Raw genomic sequence first — 16,574 nt, 5'->3', positions numbered from 1 at the left:
ACCACCTCCGTATGATCTATGCATTGGAAGATAGCACTCATACTACGGATCGGAGCAAACCTCGGCTGCCCTGTCGTACCGCCCTGCTCAGGCCACTGCGGAGGCGGACGACGCCGCATCGGTGGGTGCCGGTGGATCGGCCTCGGGATCCGGGCCGGTGGGTTCGGCCGGCTCCGCCGGCTGTGGGAACCACAACGCGGCGACCAGGCCGCGCGGTGAGTTCGGGTGCATGGTGAGCCGGCCGTCGGAGGCGTCGACCAGCACGGCGGCGATGGTCAGGCCGAGCCCGGCACCGTCGACGTTCTGCACCTCCGGGGCCCGCCAGAACCGTTCGGTGGCCCGGCCGAGCTGGCTGCGGGTCATCCCCGGGCCGGTGTCGCGTACCTCGAGGGTCGTCCCGCCGTCGCGGGCCGCGACGGTCACCGTCACCTCGCCGCCCGCACCGCTGAACTTCACCGCGTTGTCGATCAGTGCATCGAGGGCCTGGTCGATGGCGGTCGGCACGGTACTGGCGTACACCGGGCCGGGGTCGGCCGCCAGCCGCAGGGTGACCGACCGGTGGCGGGCCAACGGCTCCCAGGCCGCGACCCGTGACCCGGCCGCGGCGGTCGCGTCGACGGTGACCCGCTGGTTCTCCCGGCGTTCCGCGCGGGCGAGGGTGAGCAACGCGTCCAGGAGCAGAGCGAGCCGGTCGGTCTCCTCCAAGGCCAGCCGGTGCTCGGCGCGGCCCTGCTCGTCGGTGACGCTCGGCCCCAGTTCCTCCACCCGCAGCCGCAGCGCGGTCAACGGATTACGGAGCTGGTGGCTGGCGTGCGCGACGAACGCACGCTGCCGGTCCATCACGTCGGAGACGACGTCCGCCATGTGGTTGAAGCTCCTCGCCAACCGGCGCAGTTCCGGTGGCCCCAACCGGTGCTGCACGCGGGCGCCGCGATCACCCTCGGCGATCTCGTGGGTGACCGCGTCCAGTTCGGTGACCGGACGCAGCACCCAGCCGGCCAGCCCGAACGCGGTGAGCACGCAGGCCAGCACGGCGAGCAGACCCAGCGCGGCGACAAGCGTCCACCAGGTGGCGACGGTACGCCGGACCCCGTCGGCCGGGGTGGCGGTGACCACGGCGCCGAGAACCTCGCCGCCGTCGTTGATCGGCACCGCGACCACGATCGGCCCGTCGACCCACGGCCACACCGAGTCGGGTCCGCTCGCCTGCTGCCCGGAGAGCGCGACGTCCAACGCCTCCCGGGTGCCCGGGGCCGGTCGCCAGCTCGTCGAGGCCACCACCTCCCGCCGGTCCCGGTCCACCACCGCCGCGCCGATGCCGTACAGCTCGTCGTAGCTGCCCAGCTCGTGATCGAGTGGACCGGGCGTGCCGTCGCGTAACGCCGGCCCGGCCAGCGACGCGAAGCGGGTGGCGTCGGCGAGCCGGTCGGCCCGTACCCGGTCGGTCTCCCGGGTGGTCAGCGTCACCGCCAGCGGCGTACCCAACGCCACCACCACCAGCACCATCAGCAGCAAATAGCTGATCACCAGCCGCCGTCGCACCCGGGCTCCTCACTCGCCCCGGAGCCGGTAACCGACGCCGCGCACGGTCTCCACCAGACGCGGGTCACCGAGCTTGCCGCGCAACGAACCGACGTGGACCTCGACGGTGTGTCGATCGGTGAAGGTGGTGCCCCAGGCGTCCAGCAGGATCCGGTCGCGGGGCACCGCGACGCCGGGTTGCCGGGCCAGGGAGAGCAGGACGTCGAACTCCTTGCGGGTCAGCGACACCGGCCGCCCGGCCACCGCGACGGTACGGGCCGCCACGTCGATGTAGACCGGCCCGACCTCGATCAGGTTGCGCTCCGGGGCCGCGTGCGAGGCCCGCCGCAGCACCGCCTCGATGCGGGCCTGGAGTTCCACCATCGAGAACGGCTTGACCACGTAGTCGTCCGCGCCGAGTCGCAGGCCGAGCACCCGGTCGCGCTCCTCGCCGCGCGCGGTCACCGCGATGATGCCGAGCTGGTTGCTGCGCCGCCGCAACTGCCGGCACAGGTCGGTGCCGTCGCCGTCGGGCAGGGTGAGATCGAGTAGCACCAGGTCACAGGGGGCGGCGGAGAGCGCGGCGGCAACCGTGGCGGCATGCTCCACCTCGTACCCACGTCGGGTCAGCGCCGACGACAGTGCGGCGGCCACCCGTCGGTCGTCCTCGACCAGCAGGATGCGCACCCGGCCTCCCCGTTCGGTCTGCTAACCCTGATGGTCGCAGACGCGCGGCCGGGTGCACAGGCCCGGGGGGCACTGTCAGAGGCCGAAGGTCTCGTCGGAGGTGCCGTCGCGCACCCCGTCCACGAAGCCCTTGAATCCGGGGTCCTCGTGACTGGCCGGCACGGTGGCGACGACCTCGCCGGTGGCCTCGGTGACCGCGTCGATCAGGGGCGCGAAGTCGATCTCAGCGTCGGCGAGGGTGTCGTCGTCGGCCTCCGCCAGATTGATCACGTGCTGCACGTCCTCCGAGGGCGTGTCGGGGTCCTCGGCCCAGTCGGCACCGGCGCGGTAGCACTCGTCGTAGAGCGCGCGCTGGCTGTCGGTCCAGTCCTCGTGGTAGCTCTCCATGCCCATCCCCCTCGCCGGCGGCCTGCCCTTCGAGCATGCCCGCCGGGGCGGCGGACCGGGCCGGTACCGGACAAAACCGGGCTCAACGGCGCGGGGCAAGAGCCTCCGCCCGGGCACCTCGCGGCGTCAGCGGCAGAGCCGATCGACCTCCTCAGCGAACCGGTCCATCGGGTTGGCGTCGCTCGGGCCCAGCAGGTAGGTCCTCAGCTCCCGGCGGGCCTCGGTCATCGGGTCGTCGCCCGCCCGGGCGACCGCCACGATCTTGCCGAGTTCCCCACAGTCGGCGGCCAGCAGGTACGCCGCCCTGGCGGTCGGGAAGGTGCGGCGGAACTCGTCCTCGGGCAGCCCGGCGGGGTTGGTCACCGCGTACGGCCGTCGGGTCTGCACGAAATCGGACACCACGCTGGACACATCGCTGATCAGCAGATCGGTCTGGTCGAAACAGTCGAAGAGCGCGGGCACCCGCCCACTGACGACCCGGTGGGCCGGTCCGTCCAGGTTGCTCGCGTCGACCTCGCCACCGGCCGCCCGGATGCGCTGCACGATCCGCTCGTGCGCTGCCCGGACCCGCCCCGACCGGCTTCCGGTCAGCGGGTGCGGCTTGTAGATCACTCGGACCTCCGGCCGGAATGCCAGCAGCCCGCCGACGATCCGCTCCCCCATCAGCAGCACCGAGGTGTGGAAGGGGTCGTCGGCGAGCCAACCCTCCCAGGTGGGCGCGTAGAGCACGGTGAAGGGGCGTTCGGCCGACCCTCCACCGGCGGTGGGCAGCCCGGCCAGTTGCGGCCGACCGATCTCCGCCACGTTCACGTCGCGTACGCCGGTCCCGGCGCGCGCGAGGCGTTCCCGGCCGGCCGGGCCGGCGACCCAGACCTCGTCGTAGACCTTGCAGAACGGGTTGACGCTGGCGGCCTTGTCGCTGTCGCCGTGCCCGACGAAGACGTGCTTCGTCCCGGGCTCCCGCAGCATGTGGATGTTCTCCCCGGCGTTGGCGGGATACAGCGCCACCCGGACGCTGGTCTTGCCGAGATTCATGAAATCCGCACCGGGCGGGACGCAGACCACCGGCAGCCGGGTGTCGGCCAGCTCCGCCAGAGCCTCCCGGTTACGCAGGAAGACCACCGTCGGCCGGTCCAGCGCCTCGACCGGGGCGAGCCACATGTTCGCCTGGTAGATGTCCTTACCCGGGCCGGCGAAGTAGAGCGCGACCTCCGGGCGGTGACTGTCGAGCCACCGCTGCACCGCCGAGAGCCGGGCGCCGTGCCCGGTGCCCCGGCCCCGCAGCCAGATCGACGCGACAGTTGCGCCGACCACCGCGGCCAGCCCGACGGCGATCACGCCGGCCAGGTGGACGGGTATCACCGTGTCAGCCAGCGCCGCGGCCACCGCCGCCGGCACGAGCAACACGTTCACCCAGGGCAGCCGGTCCCCGCTGAGGGCGACGGCCCACCGGGGCAGCGGCGCCCCGCCGAGCCGACCCAGATCGATGTTGCGCACCATCGAACCACCGGGACTGCGCCGGTCGATGATGCGCTCGAACGCTCCAGCGAACACGGCGATCACCCACACCAGGGCGGGCAGCAGGAGCAGCAGGGTCAGTGCGCCGCCGGCCGGTGCCACCTGGGCGACGACCAGCAGCACGACCGACACGTCACGGGCCAGCTGCCGGTAGCCCAGGCCGAGGCCGGCCTTCTCCATCAGGGTCGCGGTGGCCGGTGACCACCGCTGCACGGCGACCTCGCCGAGCACCGCCGCCAGGGCGGCGACCACGAAGCCGGCGACCTGACCGAACGCGCCAACGACGAGCAGGAGCAGGTACGCCCCCACCAGCAGGGCCCCGCGCGCCGCCACACCGACCCGCACAGTCAACTTGCTCAACAAGGGATGGCTCTCCCTACCGCGATCGACGGCCGGCCAGCAGCCCGGCGGCACCGAACGCCACGGCCCGGCGTCAGCGCAGCTGCGACCTTAACGCGAGACATCGACGCGGTGACGCCCGGGTGGCTACCCGCGACGCAGGCAGGTGACGGCGTTCGGGTGCACCGGCGGATCGGCCTTCCGCCTGGCGAACGTGGCGTAGCCGAACCGTTCACCGGTCTGCCGGGCGTAACGGTTCTGGCTGTAGACGCAGATCGTGCCCACGTCCAGCCGCTCCAGCGCGGCGCCCACCTCCTCGGCGGCGGGCCGTTGGGCGGCCGGGCCGCCGTTGGCGAACCGGGTCAGCAACAACCGGTCCTGGGAGAACTGCGAGTTGATGTCGTACTCGATCAGGAAGAAGTCACGGGGCAGGACCACCCGCGCCTCGGTGGTGAGCAGCGGAATGGTCCGCATGATGCTCTCCGGGGCCAGCACCAGACCGTCCGGTCGGTCGAGGCCCACGACGAACCTCCCGATGGCCAGCTGTTTCGGGCGGATCTTCCACGTCGGCTCGCCGTGCACCAGCACCCCGCTGCGCTCGTCCCACATCGGCACCGCGTAGCCGGCGAACGAGCCCACCATCGCGCCGGCCAGCACCACACCGGCCAGCGCCCGCACGGCCGGCAGCCGGGTCGGCAACCAGACGGTGCACAGCAGACCGATCAGCGCCGGCAGGGCCAGCAGCCACGACACCCGCCACAGCACCACGGAGATGCCGGTGAGCGCGCTGAGCCACTCCAGCACCCCGGGCACCAGTAGCACGCTCAGGGTGACCGTGCCGCCGGCCGCCAGCAGCGCCGGGCTGCGGCGGCGGGCCAGCAGCGGGCCGCACCACAGCGCGAGTCCGCCGATCACGCCGACGATGCCGACCTCGAACGTCCGGCGGTAGGTGTGGGCGGCTTCGTAGAAGTTGACGTCGGCGGCGGCCTCGTTGGCCGAACCGAGGATCAGCTGGCTGATCACCACCGCCCCGATCGGATAGGTCAGCGCGGCCGCACCGACGGCGAGGGCCGACCTCCACCGGCCCACCAGCAGCATCATCAGCGCCGCCCCGCCGACCAGCAGCGGCAGGACGATCGCCGCCGAGGTGGTGAGTCCGGTCGCGGTGATCGACAGCGCGGCGATCAGCAGCAACCCCCGCCGGGACCGGTCGTCGAACCAGCGGGTGAGATAGAGCCACATCAGCGGCACCACCGCGGAGACGAACATGCCCTTGCCCTGGTAGAGCCGGGGCAGGTGGAAGTTGCCCAGGGCGGCGTCCGGGCCGCAGACCAGCGCGAGGAAGGCGATGGCGACGGTGAAGGCGAGCACCGGACGCCGGGGCGCCCAACGCTGCACCAGCCGCCAGAGCGCCAGCACGGCGAGCACCGCCATGATCGGCAGCAGCAGGTACCAGGTCGCCGACGCGGCGGAGATGCCGAGGAACCGGGCGAGCGCGCCGGCCAGCACCTCGATGCTGGCGATCGGGGGTTGGGACGCCATCGCCGGCAGGACGTTCTCGCTGAACAGGAAGTCGTTGAGCGGGACGTTGTCGCGTTCCGCGACCCACACCGACCGACCGACGTAATAGATGTCGTCCGGGGTGTTGCGGGCCAGGAACAGCGAGGCGGCGGCGGCACCACCGGCGATCAGCAACGCGTACGCCGACTGCCAGCCGGTCGGTGCCGGCGGCCGGGTCGCCGGGGCGTCCTGCCAGGTCCGCCAGGTTCGCCGGGTCAGCAGCACCAGCCCCGTGGCCGCCACGATCCCGGCCGAGGCGGGCACCCACCAGGACAGGTCTGCGCCGACCGGCGTACCGGCCAGCCCGGCGGTGATCGCCGCGATGGTGCCGAAGACCAGGACCAGTGCCGTCAAGCCACGTCGGACGACCGCCGCCCGGCCGGTGCGTCCCGCCGCCGGGTCGGCGTCGGACGCCGGGCCGGCGCCCGACGCATCCGGCGCACCGCCCGCAGTGTCCGGCGCACCGGTGTCGGGCACACCGCCCGCGGTGTCCGGCACGCCGACGTGCCGGTGACGCCAGCGGGTCAACGCGATGAGCAGGAGCAGCGCCAGGCTGGCCACCAACCAGACCCGGAACGTCCACGACGGGGCGAGGCCGAGCGGGAGCGCGGCGTGGTACAGCAGCGTCCAGAGCGCGAACACCAGGACGGCGCCGTCGGTAAGCGCCGCGGGCAGCCAGGCGACGACCGTCCCGACCCGGCCCACGGCGAGCCGCCCCCGGCCCGGAGCGGCAACGGGAGCGGTCGGTTCGTCGCGCGCCGCCGAGGGTGCGGCAGCCTGGTCGGTCATCGACACGGGGCGTCCTTGTCGTCGTACGGGCGGGTCCGGCTCGGCACGTTCGCGGCGTGTGCTCGGCCGATGCTGCTGGCGGATCGGCAAGCAGCGTAAACGGAGTCGGGCGCGGAACCGGTCATCGCACGGCCCGGTATGCTGCGCCGAGTTCCGCCAGACCGTGCACACCCGATGGGATCTGAAGGTTGACTGACAACAGCGCCCCCTCCGTCTTCGTCCATCCCACCGCCGACGTCGAGCAGGGGGCCACGGTCGGCGACGGGACCAAGGTGTGGCATCTGGCCCACATCCGATCGTCGGCCCGGGTGGGTGCCGGCTGCGTCATCGGTCGTAACGTCTACGTCGACGCGGGCGTGACGATCGGCGATCTGGTGAAGATCCAGAACAATGTCTCCGTCTACCAGGGAGTGCTCCTGGAGGACGAGGTGTTCGTCGGCCCGTGCGCGGTCTTCACAAACGATTTCCGTCCCCGCGCCCAGAACCCGGACTGGAAGATCACTCCCACGGTGGTGCGCCGTGGCGCGTCGATCGGCGCGAACGCCACGCTGGTCTGCGGCATCGAGGTCGGCGAGTACGCGATGATCGCCGCCGGTTCGGTGGTCACCAAGGACGTGGCGCCCTACCAGCTGGTCGCCGGCAACCCGGCCCGGCCGAAGGGTTGGGTCGACGAGCGGGGCGAGGTCGTCTCGCGGGACCTGGACAACCCACCCCGACGGGATCACTGACCCGGTGAGGCGAGCGGGGACCGACCGGTAGCCGCCGGCCCCCGGGTACGGCTCGGTCAGCCCCCGATGACCACCCGACGGACGCCGGTCCACCGGGCTGGTTCGGTGGCCCGTCGCCCGTCGACCAGCACCGTCACACCGGGCAGGTCGGCGGAGCCGAGGGTCCGGTACTCGGCGTGGTCGGCCTGGATGACGGCGGCGCTGACCGGCTCCCCGTCGTAGGCCGGCAGGCCGAGCGCCACCAGTTCCTCGTTCGTGTACATCGGGTCGGTGACGTACGGCCTCGCGCCGCGCCGACGCAGCGCCGCCACCGTCGGGAAGACACCGGAGAAGGCCGTCTCCTTGACGCCGCCCCGGTAGGCGGCGCCGAGCACCAGCACACCGACGCCGGTCAGGTCGCCGTACGCGGCGGCCAGCAGGTCGACGGCGTACTCCGGCATGGCGACGTTGGCCTCCCGGGCCGAACGCACCACGGTGGCAGCCGGGTCGTTCCACAGGTACATCCGGGGATAGACCGGGATGCAGTGCCCGCCGACCGCGATGCCCGGGGAGTGGATGTGACTGTACGGCTGGGTGTTGCACGCCTCGATCACCTTGATGACGTCGACGCCCACCGTGTCGGCGAACCGGGCGAACTGGTTCGCCAGGCCGATGTTGACGTCCCGGTACGTCGTCTCGGCCAGCTTGGCCAGCTCGGACGCCTCGGCCGAGCCCAGGTCCCAGACGCCGTTCGGGCGGTTGAGGTCGGGCCGCTCGTCGAAGTCCAGCACCGCTTCGTAGAACCGCACCCCGTGCTCGCCGGACGCCTCGTCGACGCCGCCGACCAGCTTCGGGTAGCGGCGCAGGTCGGCGAAGACCCGACCGGTGAGCACCCGCTCCGGGCTGAAGACCAGGTGGAAGTCCGCGCCGGCGGTGAGCCCGGAACCCGCCTCCAGCATGGGCGCCCACCGGTCTCGGGTGGTGCCGACCGGCAGCGTGGTCTCGTAGCTGACCAGGGTGCCCGGCTTCAGGCCGGCGGCGATCGCCCGGGTGGCGTCGTCCATCCAGCCGAAGTCCGGTACGCCGTCGGCGTCGACGAAGAGCGGCACGACCACCACCACCGCCTCGGACGCGGCCACCGCGGCGGTGGTGTCGGTGGTCGCCGACAACAGGCCGGCGGCCACCACCTCCTTCAGCTTGACGTCCAGGTCCGTCTCGCCCGGAAACGGTACGGCCCCGTCGTTGACCAGCCCGACGACCCGCTCGGAGACGTCGGCGCCGACCACCCGGTGTCCCTTCGAGGCGAACTGCACGGCCAGCGGCAGGCCGATCTTCCCGAGGGCGACGACGCAGATGTTCATGGGGCTACTTTCCTTTCGAGGGCCGCAGACGGGCCAGACGGGTGGCGGCGACCTGGCGGTACCGGACGCGCTTGATCGTCAGGATCACCTGGTGCTTGCGGTCCGTGTCGGCGGTGACGCGGTGCAACCGGAGCCCGCGCCACATCGCCTGGCGCGCTGCGGTGAGCTGGTGCTTGGACCGCAGCGGCACCATGCTGAGCCCGCCGAAGACGCTGAGCTTGGCGCCGACCTTCCACCGTTGGGCGCCCGCCGCGAGCAGCTGCTTCACCGGGAATTCCGCACGTAGCAGCGTACCGGCCTGGTCCGGGCGCAGCGAGACGGCGGCGGGCTGCTCACCGATGGTGACCCGCACCGCGTCGCCGCTGAGGTCGACCAGGCGTGCCCAGGGGTTGCGCGCCGTGATCACGAGGGTCAACCCGCCTGCGGCGTCGCGGCCCCAGGCGAGGTCGGTCACGGTGGTCTTGGCCGCCAGCTTGGCGGCCCGGTCGGTGATGTCGTACCACTCGTCCGGGAAGCCCAGTTCCGGGTCGCGGAAGCCGACGTAGCCGGCGAAACAGCGGTCGCCGTCGACAGTCAACGCGGGCAGCAGCTTCTCGCTCTGCTGACGGATCAACCCGCGTAGCTGCTCCAGGCTTCCGTGCCGGGCGACCACCAGGCGCAGGCGTACGTCGGGAGCGAGTTGGTCCCGGATGGCATCGGTCAGGAAGCTCTCGGTCAGCGAGCGGATCCGCTGGTGGCTACGCTCCTGCGCCGATGGGTCGAGATCGAGGAAGTCGGCCCGCAGCAGCTTGGCCACCTCCCAGCTGAAGTGCCGCACCAGGACGGCGTCGCGCCGGGAACCGGGCTCGATCAGCCCGGCCACGAAATTGATCAGCTCCTCGGCGCAGCGCAGCCGCTCCTCGAACCGACTCGCGTAGGTGATGTTCTGCGCGTTGTCCCGTTTGACCGCGTAGTAGTAGACGTAGTCGGCGAGCACCGAGATGCGTGCGGCGCGTACGCAGGCCTCCAGGGTGAAGGGCTGGTCGCTGCCCATCCGCAGGTCCTCGCGGAACCGCAGCCCGTGCCGCTCGATCAGCTCCCGCCGGAACAGCTTGGTGTTCGACATCGACCAGGGCAGCGCGCTGTCGAACAGGTCGACCTGCTCCTCCGTGCTGGCGTAGATGGCCTGATGCACGTAGCGGTTGTTGGTGCCGACCATCCGGCCGAGCACCACGTCCGAACCCCACCGGTCGGCGGCGTCCACCAGCCGTTCCAGCGCCTCCGGGCCGAGATAGTCGTCCGAGCCGATGAAGAAGACGTACCGCCCCTGCGCCACGTCCAGGGCCCGGTTGCTCGGCCCCGCCGGGCCACCCGAGTTGGGCTGGTGCAGCACGGTGACGGTGCCGGGGTAGCGCTTGGCGAAGCGGTCCAGTTCCTCGCCGCTGCCGTCGGTCGAACCGTCGTCCACCGCGACCACCTCAAGCCGCTCCAGACCGATGCTCTGCCCGACAAGCGATTCCAGGCAGGTGGTCACGTACGGCATGGTGTTGTAGACGGCGACAACGACCGTCACGTCCGGCGTACTCATCTGCCCACCGCCGAGGTCAGCCGAGGCTGCGCCGGGCGCAACCGGGAGTAAATTGTGTCGTCGAGCACCTGCTTCTGCGCCTCCCAGGTCCAGCCGGCCCGCGAACCAGACCGGTAGTACGCGGCGCGGTAGCGCGCCCGATCGGCGAGTACATGGTGCTCGCCCCAGCGAATCCGCCATGTGTGGTCCGCAACACCGTGTTCTTCCCGCCATCGGACGGTCGCCGCGCCCGCGAACCCGAGCGAGTTTACGACACGGTTTCCGGCGAGAAAGTTTTGCGCCACCAGTCCGCCACCTGCCACGCCGGTTGCTACCCTCCATCGGTTCCAACGGGCTCGATGGCCCAGCCCCGGCCGGTACCGAGACCCATCCGATCAAACAACCGCATCCGGACGAGGACGGCACGATGCACGTCGCGACTACCGAAGAGCCGAACCCGTCGGCGTCGGCCGGGTTGCCGGCGAGCCCCCGGCCAGCCCGGCCCGATCGGCTCCAGCGCCTGCGTGTCGCGGCCCGCCAGGCCCTGCCAGCCCTGGCCGCTTACGCGGCGATCCGCCTGGTCGGCGTGCTGACCGTCTACGTCTGGGCCCGTAGAACCGGGCGCGCCCCCGGTGAGCACCTGGCGAGTTCGGACGGGATCCGCTATCTCAAGATCGCCCAGCACGGGTACGACGGGTTCGCGGAAGTACAGAGCGACATGGCGTTCTTCCCGCTCTACCCCGGGCTACTCGCCGCACTGGACCGGATCCTGCCGCTGAGTGCCCGGGACACCGGGCTGATCGTGGCCTGGCTGGCCGGGCTGGCCGCCGCCTGGGGCCTGTTCGCGATCGGCGCGCACCTGCACAACCGGCGTACCGGCGTGCTGCTCGCCGCGCTCTGGGCCGCCCTGCCGCACGCCGTCGTACAATCCATGACGTACAGCGAGACCCTGTTCACCGCCCTCGCAGCCTGGACGCTCTACGCTCTGCTGCGCGGCCACTGGGTCACCGCCGGTGTGGTCTGCCTCTTCGCCGGCCTTACCCGGCCGACCGCCTCCTCGTTGATCCCGGTGGTGGGGGTGGCCGCACTGGTGGCGATCGTCCGGCGCCGGGACGGCTGGCGTCCCTGGGTCGGCGCCCTGCTCGCTCCCGCCGGCTGGCTCGGGTACCTGGCCTGGGTGGGCAGCGAGGTCGGTCGCCCGGACGGCTGGTTCCACATCCAGTCCGCCGGCTGGGGTAGCACCTTCGATTTCGGCGTCGACACCGTCCGCCGCGGCCGGGACGTGCTGGCGGACCCGACCGCGGCGCAGCTGTTCGTGGTGAGCGTGGTGGTCCTGCTGGCGCTGATGTTCTTCGTACTGAGCCTGCTCGACCGGCAGCCGTGGCAGCTGCTGCTCTACAGCGGCCTCCTGCTGGTCACCACGCTGGGCGCGGCTGGCTACTACCACGCCAAGGCCCGGTTCCTGCTGCCGGCCTTCCCGCTGCTGCTGCCAGCCGCCGTGGCGTTGGCTCGGGCCGGCCGGGCGCACGCCGTCACCGTGCTGGTGGCGATGACCGCGTTCGCCACCTACTTCGGTGGGTACCTCCTGCTGATCTGGCCATGGTCGCCCTAAACCGGTGGCCGGGGCGCAGCGCTCATCGGGTGAACGGCCGCACGTCCCACAACCAGACGTCATCCACGCGCTGTCCCGGGCCGTACAGGACGTCGAGTACGGTCTTGAGCGCGTCGTGCCGTCGGGCTCCCCGGTCGGGCAGCACCACGGCGTCGGCCTGCCAGTAGCGGACGTCAGCTCGGGCCTGGGCGATCTCGGCGGTATCGACCGTAGTGTCCCGCTCGCCCTTGGAGACCGCGGTGAGCAACGCTGCCGTGGGCTGCGGATCGACTCCCCAACGGCCGGTGGCGTCGGTCGCGGAGACCGGCCCGAGAAAGTAGCCCTCGGGCACTGCGAAGCCGGCCAGCGCGGCGGAGCCCCAGTAGACCGAGGTCATCTGGGTGACCGGCACCGGCACCAGGGTGCGGCCGGGTGCCACGTGCTCGCGCCAGGCGCCACTGGCGACGAAGTCCGGCACCGGAGCCCGCCCGGTTGCCGGTAGCGGCATCGGCAGAATCGGCAGGAGTGCGGTGGCGACGGCCACCACACCCGCCCCGAGGGCGAGCCGGCCGTGTGGTCGAGTCCGGACGGCGACGAGCCGGTCCGCGGCCACCGCCAGCAGCACGCCGACCGCCACGGTGGTGATCAGGGCGAACCTGGCCACCACCACGGCGTCGAGTACCGGAAGGTGCTGCACGAGCGCGAACGGCGCGGGAATATCGGTACGGCGGGTGCCGACAGTCCAGGTGGTACCGATCGACAGCAGCGCCGTTGTCAGCCCGACGATGCCCAACACCCATGCGACGGCCTCGCGGCGCAGCCAGCAGAACGCACCGACGGCGAGCACCAGCACGGGCCAGCCGTAGAAACTCGCCTGCTCAGTCGTGTTCGGCGCCCAGCCCAGCGCGCTGGTCGGACCGCCCGCGATCGATTGAGTGGCGAACCGCACATACGAGCCGAGTGTCAGGGCGTACATGTCCGGGGTACCCGGGTGACCGACCCGATGCTGCGGACCGGCGAAGTGCATCCAGAGCGGGTACGCAGCCACGACCGCCACCAGCAGGGTGGCTATCACCAGGCCCGGCAGCAGAGCGCGCCAGCGTCGCAGCGCGTCCCGGGGACGGACGACGAGGTACGCCAGGACCAGCAGCAGGCAGCCGAGCGCGGTGAGGAAGAGGATCTCCAGGCCGATGAAGAACTGCACGGCCACCAGCGCGCCCAGCACCAGACCGTGGCGCACCGCCTGCCCGCCTCGGCAGAGCGCGATCACCCGCCAGACGATGAACGGCACCAGCCACTGGGCCGTGATGTGCGGATGGCCGTTGCTGTGTGAGACCAGCGCCGGGGCGAACGCGCAGAACAGCCCTCCGAGGAAGGCCGCCGCCCGGGAGTCGACCAGGTGCCGGGAGAGCACGTGGTACCAGGCGTACCCGGTGCCGGCCAGGTTCAGGGTGATGAGCAGCAGGTAGGCGACCGGCGCGCCGAACAGCAGGGTGACCGGGCTGAGCAACAGCCCGGGGAGTTGCATCCCGACGTTGGCCATCAGGTTGACCCCGTTCGGGGCGTTCTGGAGCGTCGTGAAGAAGGGGTTCTCCAGATTGCTGACCGCGTGCGCCGCGTACGCCAGCATCCACTCGTTGAAACCTTGATCGTTGGGGCGGCTGCCGAGCAACCGACCGGTTGGGTCCAGCCAACCGCGGCCGGTGACCCAGCCGGCGCCGACGAGGAAGACCACGGCCACCAGCGCGTCGACCAACCACCGCCGGCTGTCACCGCGGCCGGCGCCGGCCGCCGCCTCGGTGCCCTTTGCCGGGGCGGGTGGGTCGTTCTCCGCCGCCCCGGTGGGCACGATGGGGACCGGCTCGCGGTCGCGGGTGTCGGGCATGGTCATGGTGCAGGAGCTTACGAGACGGATGCGCCGACGGGGATTCAGCTCTTGAGGAACGGGGCGAGTTGGCGGGCCGTCCAGGTGCCGTCGTGGTACGTCCGGGCGTACTCGGCGGACGCCAAAGCGATCTTGACGGTAGCCTCCCGGTCGTCGAGCAGCGACTCCAGAACCTCGCCCAGGTTGCTCGGGTCGGCGTTGACGATCGGCAGGTCACCACCGACGGTCTTGATGACCTGGTCGCTCAGGTACGCCACCACCGGCTTGCCGGCGGACATCGCCTCCACGGCGAAGGTGCCGAAGCTGCCGCTGGTGAACTGGTCCAGCACGATGTCGCTGCTCTGGACGAGGCTACGCATCTCGGACCAGGTGACGCCCTCGGCGAGGCGCAACTCGATGAGGCCCTTGTCGTGCATCGCCTGCACGATCGGCAAAATCCGGTCGGTGCCCTTGGTCCACCGCTTGGACGGCGCGTGCAGCACCAGCGGGCGGCTCCGTTCCATCACCGGCCGGTCACACGCCCAGGCTTCGACATCCACCACGAGCGGTGCCCAGGTGGCTGCGGGCAGGTCCACCAGCAGGTCCGGAGTGGTCACGAAGGTCGGTAGACCGGCCTCCTCGGCCACCCGCCGGTTGCGTACCGCCTTCTCCCGCAGCTTATCCACGAAGCCCTCCGGCGCGTCCGCGAAGAGGGAGAACCGGTGCCGCTCCCGGTGCCGGTCAGGGTGGCGGATCTCGCTGCCGTGCGCCAGCAGCGCCACCTTGATGCCGGCCTGGAGCAGTGCCGGCAGGTCGCCTTCGATGTTGTCGCCGTTCAGGTGCCCGAACAGCGGCAGGAAGGCATCGGCCAGCACGTGCGTGTACGAGCTGAGCACCCGCTTGAGTTGCTCAACCTGGTAGTCCAGTTCTTTCTTGCGCGCCGGGTCGAGATAGATGTCCGCCGGGTAGTCGAAGGAGGCGGGAGGCTTGTTCATCATCACCTCGATCGACACCTCCGGGTTGTCGCGGCTGATCGCCTTGGCGAACCCCGCGGCCTGTCCGGCGTAGTTCGCCGGACCGATACCGAGCCGGACAGTGGTGTCAGACAGAGGTCTCCAGGCCGGCAGCTCGCGCCGCGAGGATGCCGGGCCGGTCAGCACGCCGACCGGACGCTCCTGCACGGACCACGGGACGGCCACGCGGGGGGCGGTGGGCGCGAGACCGGAGATGTCCCGGTAGAGCCGAAGCAGCTTGCTGCTCTGCCGCTCCCAGGACAGGTCCTCCAGGATGGACTCGGTGATGTTCGCGCCCATTTCCTGCCGGCGGGCGGTGGCCCGGGTGACCGCAGCCACGAAGCTGGCCACATCACCCGAGGTGAACACCTCGCCGATGTCGTGCTGCCGGACGTACGCGCTGACCACCTGGACGTCGCTGGTGACCAGGGGAAGCCCCGCGTGAAGATACTCGGAGATCTTGGTCGGCAGGGACAGCTCGCAGTTTGGCGTCCGCCGGAACGGGGTGAGTCCCAGGTCGGCCGAGCTGAGGTAGTCGGCCACCTCGTACGGTGCCACATAGGGCAGCAGGTGCACCCGGTCGCGTACGCCGAGCCTTTCAGCCTCGGCCAACAGCTCCTGTAGCAGCGCGGTCATCCGCCCGGTGACCAGGGCCAGGTGGTGCTCCGGCAGCTTCGGCAGGCCGGCGACAACGGTGTCCAGGCCCCGCTCCGGGCCGATCCAGCCGGCGTACACCAGCAGCGGCGTGTCCTCAGCGAGGCCGGCACGGGCCCGAACCGAGGCCTCGACCTTACCGCTGCGGATGCCCTCCCGGACCGGCGAGTTACCCACCACGAGCGGAGTCTGCGGCAGCTTGTAGCTGCTGCGGAGCAGCTCGGCGATCTGGTCGGAAACGGTGACCACCGCGTCCGCGCGACCGATGAACTCCCGTTCGGCGGCCTTGACTCCGCTGGCCTGCTGCGGCTTGGGCCACTCGATGCCCTGGACGTACTCGTGGGCGTCGTAGAGCCAAACACACTTCTTGCCGCGAGCGATCAGCCGCGCCGCGCTCATCGCCGCAGTGGGAATGGTGTTGATGTCGTTGGCGTGGATGACGTCCGGCTCCAACTCTTCGATCACCGGCCCGAAGGCCAGGTCGATGTCGAGCAGGATCGGCCAGTCGGAACGCCAGTCGCCGCTCGGCGGCGCCGGCTTACTGCCGTGGAACTGTTCCCAGCCCCAAGCCTTGACCCGCAACTCATGCACCGCCTCGTGGGCCTTGATCCAGGCTTTCGGCGGAGGGTTGTCCTTGCCGGTCTGCATGCGCAGCCACGCCTGGTGCCGGGCCCGGTAGCGGTTCAGCGCCGACTTGTCGGGGATCCGGAACTGGGTCAGGGCCCGGCGCATCCGATGCCGGTCGGCCTGCGAACGAGACAACACCGTCGCGACGGGTACCCGGATCACCTCGACCGGCCCCATCGTCGACCGCTCGATCTCCTTGCCCTTCTTGGTCGAGCTGCGACCCATCAGGATGACGTCCCAGCCGTCGCGGGCGGCGGCGATGGCGGTCTTCTGGACCCGGGAGTCTCCAGTGATGCCGTTCGTTACCAGGACTACCAGTCTCGGCGGGCGGGAGTGCGATGGCATTCGCGGTCCTTTGTAAATGGGAGTGCGGGTCGGGAAGGTGAACGGCCGTCGCTCACCTGAGCGGG

The 16,574-nt window shown here is 71.2% G+C and carries 11 protein-coding genes; 2 read left to right on the top strand and 9 right to left on the bottom strand.

The window, feature by feature from the left end; genetic code table 11:
- Nucleotides 1–87 precede the first annotated feature (87 nt).
- The 5 genes from O7601_RS15750 to O7601_RS15730 all read right to left on the bottom strand — a co-directional run bounded on the left by O7601_RS15750 (nucleotide 88) and on the right by O7601_RS15730 (nucleotide 6,801).
- On the bottom strand, nucleotides 88–1,542 hold the full coding sequence (locus O7601_RS15750; RefSeq protein ID WP_281561888.1) for a HAMP domain-containing sensor histidine kinase: 1,455 nt from the start codon (nucleotides 1,540–1,542) through the stop codon (nucleotides 88–90).
- A 9-nt stretch (nucleotides 1,543–1,551) separates the two neighbouring features.
- Nucleotides 1,552–2,208, bottom strand: coding sequence for a response regulator transcription factor (locus tag O7601_RS15745; protein ID WP_281561887.1), 657 nt, complete (start codon nucleotides 2,206–2,208; stop codon nucleotides 1,552–1,554).
- A gap of 75 nt (nucleotides 2,209–2,283) precedes the next feature.
- Nucleotides 2,284–2,595 (bottom strand): hypothetical protein, encoded by a 312-nt coding sequence (locus tag O7601_RS15740; RefSeq protein ID WP_281561886.1) that lies wholly within the window; start codon nucleotides 2,593–2,595, stop codon nucleotides 2,284–2,286.
- A gap of 126 nt (nucleotides 2,596–2,721) precedes the next feature.
- The gene (locus O7601_RS15735) at nucleotides 2,722–4,476 is read right to left on the bottom strand and encodes a CDP-glycerol glycerophosphotransferase family protein (protein WP_281561885.1); all 1,755 of its coding nucleotides are present in this window, start codon (nucleotides 4,474–4,476) and stop codon (nucleotides 2,722–2,724) included.
- 123 nt (nucleotides 4,477–4,599) lie between these two features.
- Nucleotides 4,600–6,801, bottom strand: a complete 2,202-nt coding sequence (locus O7601_RS15730; protein ID WP_281561884.1) for a DUF6077 domain-containing protein — start codon at nucleotides 6,799–6,801, stop codon at nucleotides 4,600–4,602.
- Between the two features lie 188 nt (nucleotides 6,802–6,989).
- On the opposite strand from O7601_RS15730, the gene O7601_RS15725 reads away from it, so the two are divergent.
- The gene (locus tag O7601_RS15725) at nucleotides 6,990–7,529 is read left to right on the top strand and encodes an acyltransferase (RefSeq protein WP_281561883.1); all 540 of its coding nucleotides are present in this window, start codon (nucleotides 6,990–6,992) and stop codon (nucleotides 7,527–7,529) included.
- 56 nt (nucleotides 7,530–7,585) lie between these two features.
- Here O7601_RS15725 and O7601_RS15720 read toward each other — a convergent pair whose 3' ends face one another.
- The gene (locus O7601_RS15720) at nucleotides 7,586–8,869 is read right to left on the bottom strand and encodes a nucleotide sugar dehydrogenase (protein WP_281561882.1); all 1,284 of its coding nucleotides are present in this window, start codon (nucleotides 8,867–8,869) and stop codon (nucleotides 7,586–7,588) included.
- A 4-nt stretch (nucleotides 8,870–8,873) separates the two neighbouring features.
- A complete protein-coding gene (locus O7601_RS15715) occupies nucleotides 8,874–10,436 on the bottom strand; it encodes a glycosyltransferase (RefSeq protein WP_281561881.1) in 1,563 nt (520 codons plus the stop codon).
- Between the two features lie 406 nt (nucleotides 10,437–10,842).
- Here O7601_RS15715 and O7601_RS15710 point away from each other — a divergent pair, with 406 nt between their 5' ends.
- Nucleotides 10,843–12,027 (top strand): hypothetical protein, encoded by a 1,185-nt coding sequence (locus O7601_RS15710; protein ID WP_281561880.1) that lies wholly within the window; start codon nucleotides 10,843–10,845, stop codon nucleotides 12,025–12,027.
- 22 nt (nucleotides 12,028–12,049) lie between these two features.
- Here the strand turns inward: O7601_RS15710 and O7601_RS15705 are convergent, their stop codons facing one another.
- Nucleotides 12,050–13,897 carry a hypothetical protein gene (locus O7601_RS15705; RefSeq protein ID WP_281561879.1) on the bottom strand — a complete coding sequence of 616 codons (1,848 nt, stop codon included), beginning with the start codon at nucleotides 13,895–13,897 and terminating at the stop codon, nucleotides 12,050–12,052.
- 38 nt (nucleotides 13,898–13,935) lie between these two features.
- Entirely contained in the window at nucleotides 13,936–16,509 is a 2,574-nt protein-coding gene (locus tag O7601_RS15700) for a glycosyltransferase (protein WP_281561878.1), read from the bottom strand.
- Nucleotides 16,510–16,574 lie beyond the last annotated feature (65 nt).

It is taken from the genome of Verrucosispora sp. WMMD573, from assembly GCF_027497175.1.
Taxonomy (GTDB): Bacteria; Actinomycetota; Actinomycetes; order Mycobacteriales; family Micromonosporaceae; genus Micromonospora.
Note: the sequence above shows the minus strand (reverse complement) of the source record. Positions and strands in the feature narration are given on the sequence as shown.

What these genes read in the sequence shown, in the direction of transcription:
- O7601_RS15700 (WP_281561878.1), bottom strand. Translation starts at nt 16,509, where the DNA reads ATGCCATCGCACTCCCGCCCGCCGAGACTGGTAGTCCTGGTAACGAAC.
- O7601_RS15740 (WP_281561886.1), bottom strand. Translation starts at nt 2,595, where the DNA reads ATGGAGAGCTACCACGAGGACTGGACCGACAGCCAGCGCGCGCTCTAC.
- O7601_RS15715 (WP_281561881.1), bottom strand. Translation starts at nt 10,436, where the DNA reads ATGAGTACGCCGGACGTGACGGTCGTTGTCGCCGTCTACAACACCATG.
- O7601_RS15730 (WP_281561884.1), bottom strand. Translation starts at nt 6,801, where the DNA reads ATGACCGACCAGGCTGCCGCACCCTCGGCGGCGCGCGACGAACCGACC.
- O7601_RS15710 (WP_281561880.1), top strand. Translation starts at nt 10,843, where the DNA reads ATGCACGTCGCGACTACCGAAGAGCCGAACCCGTCGGCGTCGGCCGGG.
- O7601_RS15705 (WP_281561879.1), bottom strand. Translation starts at nt 13,897, where the DNA reads ATGACCATGCCCGACACCCGCGACCGCGAGCCGGTCCCCATCGTGCCC.
- O7601_RS15720 (WP_281561882.1), bottom strand. Translation starts at nt 8,869, where the DNA reads ATGAACATCTGCGTCGTCGCCCTCGGGAAGATCGGCCTGCCGCTGGCC.